The sequence below is a fragment of the Candidatus Dadabacteria bacterium genome (genome assembly GCA_026708565.1).
Lineage (GTDB): Bacteria > Desulfobacterota_D > UBA1144 > Nemesobacterales > Mycalebacteriaceae > Mycalebacterium.
The window spans coordinates 19,252-29,852 of sequence record JAPOUR010000008.1; the positions used below are offsets into that span (position 1 = coordinate 19,252).

1 protein-coding gene and 1 tRNA gene are annotated in these 10,601 nt (G+C 53.7%); one reads left to right on the forward strand and one right to left on the reverse strand.

What is annotated here, in order from left to right; genetic code table 11:
- Window positions 1-77 (reverse strand) — tRNA-Arg (locus OXF42_01740).
- 230 nt (window positions 78-307) lie between these two features.
- Here OXF42_01740 and OXF42_01745 point away from each other — a divergent pair.
- Window positions 308-10,601, forward strand: a 10,294-nt coding sequence (locus OXF42_01745) for a hypothetical protein (protein ID MCY4046819.1), incomplete at its 3' end; no start/stop codon positions are given.

Below are 10,601 nucleotides of genomic sequence, written 5' to 3' on the forward strand. Positions count from 1 at the left end.
TGGCGTCCCCGGAGGGATTTGAACCCCCGACCCCGGGATTAGGAATCCCGTGCTCTATCCAACTGAGCTACGGGGACGCAGAGGCGGTATTGTAACATTGCGGAAGGGTCAGTTCAAAAAAAGGGGGGTCATTTTTTGCCCACTCCCGTTGTTTATATTGCCGTATTGACGCCTTTTCTCACTTGACCCTTACAAAAAAATTTTTACCCCCCCCCTTGACAAATCTTGTTGTTTTTGTGTTAAACTTGACCCCAACGACACAGAGACGCGGTCCTGCGAGGCAAGGTGGCTTTGTGTTTGTTATGTTATGCGTGTTAAACCGCAACCGGGGATTAGGGGTCAGGCCGGTCAACGGGAGAGTTTCCTTTCCCGCATTGTCGTATCTTTTCTTATAGCCGCAGGGTCTGCTCTTTGTTTGTTGGGGGTCGGGGCGAATGAGGCGCGGGCGCAGACGGTTAATGTCAGCACCACCACTTCAACTCTTGCCGAAAACGGGTCTGCCGTCTTTCAAGTTACGTTATCTCCCGCTCAGACTGACAGGGTAGGCGTTGACTATGAGATTACGGGCGGGGACGGTGTGGTTAACCCTGCCGACCCGTTGACGGGGACGCTCACTTTTGAGGCGAATCAGACTTCGGAGACTGTTACGGTTAGGACCGGCACAATTACCGAGGACAAGACTTTAACTTTCAGGGTCTCCTCCGCAAGATTCATTCCGTCCACAACGCCGCCCGCCGCAACGCCCGGCGAAGTTACCATTCATGCTTCTCCGTCAAATTTGAGTCTTGATGAGGATGGCGGCACGGCGAGAGTGTTTGTAGTGTTTCCGGGCGCGGTTCAAAATGTGCCTAGGGATCAGGGGGGAGGACATACTCGGCCGTATTTCCAGATAAGGCTTCACGGTATGTCCACTGCGACGCTTGGTACTGATTACAATATTGAATTGGAAACTCCCGACAGTCCTTTCGCTACTTATGCCCCGCCAGGTGTGAATGTGGTTCTTCCAGACGGCACGACATATGCCACATTTCTCATCACGGGCTTGAGAGATGTTTTGCCGAATACGGAAGGCTCTGAGACAATTGATATCAGGCTTCCGGGAGGTGACAACGAAGGCAATATTCCGGGCAATGGTTGGGGTTCAAGTTGGACGGTTGTGGACAAGCCCAACAATCAGGTGGTCCTGACAATCAACGAAACTCCTGCTATCTCCATTGGCACGGCGGAGGCTACCGCCGCGATAACTGACGATGGGGCGGTAACGCCGACCGATAACCATGTGTTTGTGTGCCGTGTTGCGAGCGCCTCCGCTACTTCCTGCCCTGCCACTCCTCCCACTGACCGGATTAGAGGGCAAGGCAATCTGTATGTTCTTGCCGCTGTTAATGGGACGGCCCCTACGGGCGGGCTTAAAGTGCCTTTGGTGGTGGGATTAGACCCTGACAGCACCTTTCTTTTGGGAGACGTCCGCACCTTGACCATAGACGCAGGCGAGAGATACAGCGATGCGACAACATTACCGCTTTCGGTCAACATACCCAATGGTGGAACTGTGCATGTGGGAACTTTAACATTTTCCCCTTCTTTCTACAGTTCAAGTACATATGCTGCTCAGAATACGCATATTACCACACTATCTGATTATCCCCTTGCCGGGACGTCTTTTACAATTTCAAACAACGACCTTCTTGGAAACGTCAGAGGCGTTGGCTTTACTTTAACCGCAGGCACTCCAATCTCTGAAGTCAAGATTTGCCGTGTTACTGAAGCAAGACCAACAATTTGCGGGGGCAACGACGCCACAATAGAGGGAATTCCCTTGAGATTCATTGCCCGGATTTCACCGCCTCGGACGACCGGAGACGTAACTGTTAGAATGGCGGTTGCGGATGTGGGGGGCACCAATTTCCTTTCCGGTACTGAGGAGAGGACACTGACATTTACCATTCCCCCCGTAACAGGATACACCGCCCCTATAGTAGTTCAGACGCAACCTGATTCGGGGAGCGCTGACGGCGATATAAGTATTATTGCGGATACGCCCTCAGGATTTGACCGGTATTCTTCAGATTCTCTTGGAATTACGGGCGCTAACACAGTTCCGATGCTGGATACCCGAATTCTGACCCTCTGCCGTATAGCGAACAAATCTGATGGGAGTTGTCCCGCCCCGAATTCTCTCCCCAATCCGTCTGAGGGTGAAGATGTGCACTTCCTCATTACTATGAATAAAACATTTCCCGGCACCTCTTTGCCGATTGGTTTGGAATACACCGCCACAGGCGGGAGCATACTGCCCGGCGGGGTTGCCACTTACGCTACGCCCCAAAATGAGTTGCTTGCAATCAGTTCAGGCGCGACCGCAACAAATTCATCAATTGAGCTTCATGATGACAACACCCTCAGTAACCCCCCTGTTAGCATTAATGTTCAGTTTTCCTCCTCAACCCCTCGTCCCGGTATGAGGGTTGAACCTTCCGGCGGCATAACTTTCATAGTTGACGACAATGATACGCCCGCCACGGTGGTCGCCCCCGCAGACTTTACGGTTGACGAGAGCGTGGGGACTCTGACTTTTACGGTTACAGTTGACGGCGCGTCTCCGACAGCGGACGCGACTGTTGACTATACGGTTACGGGTTCATCCGATGTTGCCTTCTCAGTTGTCGGCGGAACATCGGCAACTGGAGGGACGCTCAACTTTACTACGGCAAGTGGAACCGCACCGCAATTTGTCAGGGTGGACATAACTGATGACGATGTTGACGAGATTGACGGGACTGTAACGCTGATGCTTTCAAATAATCAGAACATACTCCTCGGCGATACTACAACCGTTGCAACAATAACGGACAATGACACGCCCGCTTTGGCAATAAGGGCGGTTTCCCCTTCGGTAACCGAGCCCGCCCATGCTTTGTTCACCGTCAATGCGAGCATAGAGCCGAAATCCAACCTTATGGTGTCGCTGGAAGTTACGGAAACGGAAGTGAGCAACTTCCTTCAAACGGGTGAGGACGGGGCGCAGACCTTTCCTTTCCCCGCCGGGATGCTGAGCGCGACTTACACGGTTCTTATTGAACAGGACCCCACCCCCGAACCGGCGGGGTCTGTAACGGTCATGCTTTCGCCGAATGACCCGAATGCCCTCCCTCCCGCCGGGCAGGAATACTCGGTGGGCATGCCCGACAGCGCGGTTGTCCAACTGATGGATGAAGACGGGGGGCTTCCCATAGTGTCGTTTGCCTCCGGCGACCTTACCAAAAGCGCAGATGAGAGCGATGGGAATGTAACTCTTGAGTTTGATGTTGAAATTGCCTCAGCCCCCGGAGCGGAAGGGGTTGTTACCTATGAAATTACGGGGGAGAACATTACGGCGGGTGACTACAATGACCTCACCAATAACAGGTTGACCTTTCCGGCGATGTCTGCCGCACCGCAGACTCTCAGTTTGCAGATTGTTGATGACGGAGATGATGAGTTTGTAGAGACTCTGACGATAACGCTTCGCACCGCAAGCACTGCTTTGGCGGTTTCCCCGACCCCCGCCACCGTTACGATAACCGATGACGATGTGCCTGCGTTGTCCATAACGGCTGACAAGAATCTCTTTACCGAAAGTGAGAATGCGCATTTCACCGTCAGTTCCAATCCCGCGCCGAAGTCCGCGCTTACGGTGGCGTTGAATGTTGCCCCGTCGCAAGTCGGCCAGAGATATGTTGCGGAGGCGGAAAGAGGGGTAAAGATACTGGTCATTCCCGCCGGGGAAGCAACCACGCCTTTCATTGTTACGCTTGAAAATGATCAGTTTAATGATTTGGGCGACGGGATGGCGGCGGTAGCGGTCTCAATTTTTGCGCCTGATGACCCGCTTGTTGTGTCGCCGAGTGATCCGAGTGATCCGAGAATACCCCCCGGTCAGGAATTCACGAGAAACCCGGCAATGTTACGGGTATCCGTCAACTTGGCGGATGACCCCGGTGACATATTGCGGACGGTGTCTGTCTGCCGTGTGGCGAACGACATAGAGACTGAGTGCCCCGCTTCCGCCATTACTGACAATGTTGCGGCGGGTGATGATTTCTATATTATTGCCCGTGTCAGTCATGCGGTTCCGGCGGGGCAGACACTTACCGTGCGCTTGGTTACCGGTGATTCCGGCGGCGGGGGCGTGTTTTTCGACAGAAGCCAGACACTGACCATAAACGCAGGCCAAACGCACAGCGCTTTCCCGCCGGCGACATTCACAACCCCGACAACCACCATAACCAACCCGGCGCGTGTGGGAGTTCTCACACAATCCAGTAGCAACTCGCAGCCCGGGTGGAATGAAGGCACCGGCTACAGGGCTGCCGGGACCCAATTCACCGCCGCCGGAAGCGGTAACAACAGAGACATAGGCGTCGGCATTTCGTTCAATGTGGATGCCGCTCCTCCCGTTGTCGGTATTTGCGGCGCGCATTCCACCGGGACAAGGTGCGGCTTCTCCGGCCCCTATGTAGAGGGGAGTGAAGTCAGGCTTATTCTTACTATTCTTGACAGACAACCCGCTCCTTCCGCCGATTTGGATGTTGAGGTAACAGTTGCGGAAGTTGGCGGCGACGATTTCCTTTCCGATGCTGTGGAGAACACGACATTGACGTTCACCATTCTCGCCAATAGACGATACAGCAATGTTTTAACGGTTCAGACAAAAGAAGACCCGTCAAATATGGACGGTCGGATAAAGGCAACCATAGCGCAACCTCAGAGCGGGGAATATGGTTTCAATCCCCATCCGACTAGTGGAGAAGCCCTTGATAACATTGATTTTGAAATACTGCATGAAGTATTCCTACAAGAGATTTGCCTCGTGGCAGACAATACTGCAACGGATTGCAGTTCGCCTTTCACGGGTACTATCAGTGAGGATGATACCGTGCACGTCCTCGCCGTTCAGAACAGGGCATATACGGGGGCTGGAAACCCGTTTATGGCTTATGGTTTGGTGTTCACCGCCGCAGGCGGAGACACGACCAAACTGCCCGGCGGGGTTAGTACTTTAACAAAGCAGGCGTCTTTCTCTGTATACAATTTTGATACCAAGTCCAATGACTATTTGAGCGAACAAGTGGTGTCAATTAGACTTTTGGATGACTCAATTGACACAGGCAATGTTCCTATTACGGTTACGGCTGAACCCTGGGGTTCCAATTTTGTAAATTTGGGGATTAGCCCCGCCGCCGCCACCGGTTTCTCCTTCACGGTTAGAGATGACGAGGCGGCTGCCACAAAAGAAGACAGGACAGTTCCGTCCACGCCCGCCGGTTCGGCGCCTGCGGTTGATGTTAAGTTGAACGACCTGCCTACGGGACGCACTGTTACGGCAACATCATATACCCCCACCGAAATGGGCGATGATAACCGCCCGGACGCATACGTGCCGCCTTCCGCGTCCGGTGTCGCATTTTTGCATGTTGTTGATGTGGACATAACCGGTCCGGCCCTGACAGAGGATTTTGAACTCTGTTTTCCTCTGCCGACTGGGCGGGGAACTCCCGTCCTTTACTACGGCGGAGATGACGGAAGCAGTTGGACAATAGTAACGAGTACCAGAAAAGGGCAGGAAATCTGCACAATGACGAGAAGCGCATCCTTCTGGGCAACGGGGAATCAGGAGCCTAAGACGGAGCCGAGGTTGAACCTTTCCGGAATTGTAAATGCGCAAAATGAGGCGCCGGGCCAGCAAGTTACCAACCCACGCACAAGAAGGATAAGCGAAGATGACTCGGATAATCATTCTCTCTTTATTCTGCCTGCCCAAGCGCCCGGTCCTCCGGCATCATTGCCGGAACAGGGTTTGACCGTAAGACTGGAAGTGCACGCCACGGGGGGTGATTTCATTCAAGGTCATGAAGGCGGGACTACCAAAACCATTGAGGTAACTCTGGGTCAAGATGGTACCACCACTAACAATGTTCTTACTCTGATTGATGATGATGTGGATGAAGAGGACGGAACCCTCACTGTAACCCTTTTGGACGGAGAAGGTTACTCTCTGCACTCGGCGGGGCCGATGCTCACTTATGTTCTCCACTTTGTTGATGATGATGAGGCGGCTCCTCCTTCTCTTGTTATAAGTTTTGACCCGAATCCTGTTGAAGCGGGCAGTTCCACAACGCTTACCTACACATTGAGCAACCCGTCAGGGACGGATTACAGCAACATAGCGTTTAGGCACAAATTGACCAACGGATTAAACGACGGGTCCTCAGTTCAAACGGCCGGTCTGGTGCAGAATGCCTCGGTAACCAATCCCTCCGCCACATGCGTTGGAGCGACTACAGGGGGAAGTGTTCAATACAGGCATTATACGCCTCCTCGTAGTGGTCCCGGTCCTCCCCGTTCTCCTGATAGAGACGGCGGGTATTTGAGAGTAAGCGGTGTTGGCCTTGACGGGGGTGAAAGTTGCTCCATAACTTTAACGTATAACATCATAAGTAATACGGCTCCCATGGCTTACAACAACACCACCACGGTGGTAACTGCGACTGAAGGGGAGTTTTCGGCGGCTGTTGAGGCCAGTCTGACTGTGGACCCGGCGGCGGTTCCGTCCGTGTCTTTTGCCGACCCCGCTGTTGTTACGGTGGATGAGGGTGTCGGGACTGTGATGTTCACGGTTGGCATAACCTCGGCCCCTGCGGCGGATGCGGAGGTTACCTATGAGATTACGGGCGACGGAACACCCACGGATGATTACACGGACACCACAGGCGGCACACTGACCTTTGGAGCGGCGTATGCGGGCGCGTCTCAGGTTATCAGTCTGGAGATTGTTGAAGACACCGATAAAGAGTCCGCCGAGACTCTGACGGTAACGCTTTCCACCACAAGTTCAGACTTGACGATTTCCGAATCCGCCAATACCGCCACCGTTACGATAACGGACAATGACAGGAGTTTTATGCCCACCAGCGTTGGCGGTGGTGCGGCGGTTTCGGTTGTGATAAACAACCTGCCGGAGAGCCCAATGGTTATGGCAACATCGTATAACCCAGCCACAAGAGGGGACGGGCGTCCGGATGCATACACTGTTCCCACTGCTTTGCGAACCACATTCACAAATATTTTTGATATAAACATATCGCCCAAGCCCGACCCGTCAGTCATGTTTGAACTTTGCTTCCCGCAGCCGACCGGGCAGACGGGAACTCCCGTAATTTACTACGGCGGAGATGACGGAAGCAGTTGGGCATCGGTAACGAGTTACACAAGAGGGCAGGAAATCTGCACAATGACGAGTAGCGCGTCCTTCTGGGCGGTCGGTGCGCAGGCCCCGGCCCCGGACCTGCCGGAGTTTTCCCTTCAAGGATTTTTCACAGATAGCGTTGGACACATAACGAATGCATTAAGCGAAGGTATACGAGATCCGAATAATGCAGTAATTAGATTGTCATTTATCAGAGGAGGGGGCTCGGTAACAAGTACATTGACTTTCTCATTGAGAGTGCAAGCCACGGGGGGCGATTACATTGAAGGCCATGATGGCGGGACTACAAAGACCATTGAGGTAACCTTCAATACCAGTAATACCCCTCAAGGCAATCGGTTCACTCTAATTAATGACAATATAGATGAGTTTGACGGCTCCTTGACTGTAACTCTTTTGGACGGAGAAGGTTACACGCTGGCCGGGTCAAACCTCACTCAGACCATCAACTTTGTTGATGATGACACTCCACAACTCTCCATTGCTCCCGACGTCGGGCATGTTACTCAATTCTTTACCGAGGGGACGGACTCTCATGCGAGATTCTCAATTGTCGCAGACATAGTTCCCAAATCCTCGCTTGTGTTGTCAACCGAGGTTTCCGGGGCTTCGGACTTTGTGCTTCCCGCAGATCATAGCACGCAGACAACAGACCCGCTTGTATTCACGCCCGCCTCCGGCGGCGGGGCCGTGGCGGTTTACGAGGTTCCCATTCACAATGACACCGTTAACGATGGCACCGGTGTTCTTACGGTCCAACTCCGGGCAACCACCGGGCAGGATTACGGCCTCGGCTCTCCGGCGTCTGCTTCCGTCAGAATTGTTGACGATGAGGCGTCTGATATTGTGGTGAGCATTCGCCCGTCCACCATAGACCCGGTTTATGACGGAGACCAATACGGCGGGGCTGATTTCATTCTCACCGCAAGCGAGGCTCCGGCGGCGAATTTGACGGTAAATGTGAATGTGTCCGAGACGGCTGATTTTATAGATACCGCCGATGAGGGCAATACGCAGATTGTCATTCCCATGGGTGAACGGCAGGTGTCTTTCCGGATTCCCGTTCCCCTTGATATTAACAGGGAAAAAGAGCCGGACGGAGTGATTACCGTCTCAATTCTCCCCGGAACGGGCTATGTTACGGATGTATCGGGGGAAAGCGCGGATATTGAAGTTCGGGACAGCGACCGGATTTTGGGGGTTGCTCCTAATGGCACGGTGATAACGGAGCCGCATTTGCCGTATGTGTTTGTTGATATTACCGGAATCAGTGTTGGCGAAAGTGCGGGGCATGTGGAAATCCCCGTCAAGTTGACCGCTCCCGCGCCTCCGGGGGGGACGCGTGTTCATTATTGGACTGCTTTTATAAATCCACCACCTCCAAGTCCACTTGCAGCGAACTCGAATGATTACACGGGATTCACACGCAACGCATTCAGGGCAGTTTCATTCCCCGGCGGTAGCAGGGAAGCAACTGCAAGAATTGCCATTTTGCATGATACCAGAGCGGAGGGTAATGAATCTTTTGTTGTCCGTTTTGACGGCACTGGCAGAAGTCTGGGTGGAGCAACTCCTATGGCCTCTCCGGAAAATCTGAATTTTGACAATGACGGGAACATTCAGGTTTTTGTCTATATCATTGATGATGATACGACAGGCCGCCCCAATGTTTACATCACTCCCCGTGCCGAGTCCGTTAATGAAGGTTCGGATATAGTTTTTGACGTTGCCTCGGACAGGGATGCGGGCAGCGCCACCCTGACTCTTCCCGTTAGTTATATAACCTCTAATCCCTACGCCGGAACAAATTCCACCGCTACTCCGGGAGTTATCATTCCGGCGGGCGCAAATGCCGCAGTATTAACCATCCCCTCCCTTCGCTCTCGCGACAATTTGAACGAACCGGACCGGATTGTTACCGTGGGTCTTCGCACGCCCTCTAACAACTCATACGCCGTGAGCCCGCCCGCCTCGGTGAGGATAATTGATCTTGACACCCCCGAAGTAAGCATTGCCGCAAGCGGCGGGGTTACGACTGCGAAGGAAGGCGAACTTGTTACGGTGGATGTTACCGTCTCCCCCGTTCCCCAACTCGGCAATTTGCTCATACCTTTGACCTTCACCGCAACGACCGATGACGGCGGGACATACACATTCCACGAGTTTGCCCCCATTAATGTCTATTCACTGACGACAACGCCTACCTCCACTCCTCCCCTTCCCGCCAGTTACACGACACCCGTCAGTTTCCGCGTGGGAGTGGATAACGTTCCCGGCACAATGGATATGGTAACGGTCAGCATTGCCGACCCGCCCACCGGCGCGAACTGGCAGAAAAGCGCAACCCCAAGCGAAACATCCGTTGTTTTCAACGTAACGGAAGGGACTCCCGCCACTCCTCTGGTTATAAAGGCGGAAGGGGTTGACACAACCGAGGGAAGTAACCTGACTTTCGTCATAACCCTTGAGGCAAGAGACCCCGCCCAGCAGGTTACCGTGGGCTACCACACCGTAAACCCCATTAGACAATCCCGGAACCCCGCCCATCTGGAAGCCCTGTTGCGGGATTGGGAGGCAGCGGGCGAGCCGCGCGCGCTTCCCTATCGGGTCGGCAGTAACATCGTTGACTTCACACACACCGCCGAGTGGATTGTGTTTGATGTCGGCGAACCCACCAAGACGATAACAGTTCCGGTCAATGATGATATCTATGCGGAGCCGGATGAGTTTGTGTTCCTGCGTGGCGGCGGCGCTTACGGCAACCACCTTGCCGGGCGGGACCCCCGCACTACCAATGTTGCTATTCCCTCCGGCGGCGGAGCGGCGGCGCAATTTACCGCCAGCGCCAGAATTATTGACAATGACCAGTCCGTTCTTTCGGTTTCCGATGTTGTGGTGGATGAGGGCGACAGCGGCACAACCCCAATGGTCTTTACCGTTACCTTAAAACCCGCCTCCGCATCGGTGGTCTTTGTGGATTACAGCGTTCTTTCCGGGAGCGGCGGCATGTCGCGCGAGGAAAACGGGAGGCGCGTGGTGGACTGGCAGAACCGCGTTCACAGTATCGGAGACGCGCAGCCCGATAGCGACTACAGCATTTCCGATGCGGACAGGTTCGGCAGGCTCACCTTTAGGGCGACGGATGCAATTACACTCCCCGATAATACTATGATTAGCAGGAAGACGGTTACGGTTGGTATTGTCGGAGACATGGTTGCTGAGGTTGACGAGACTCTGCAATTTGTGATTTCCAATCCTTCGGGGGCGAAACTTGAGGGCGATGCGGAATCTCTCTCCGCAACCGGAACTATCAGGAACGATGACGCGCCCGCCGGGCTGAACTTTGTTATCA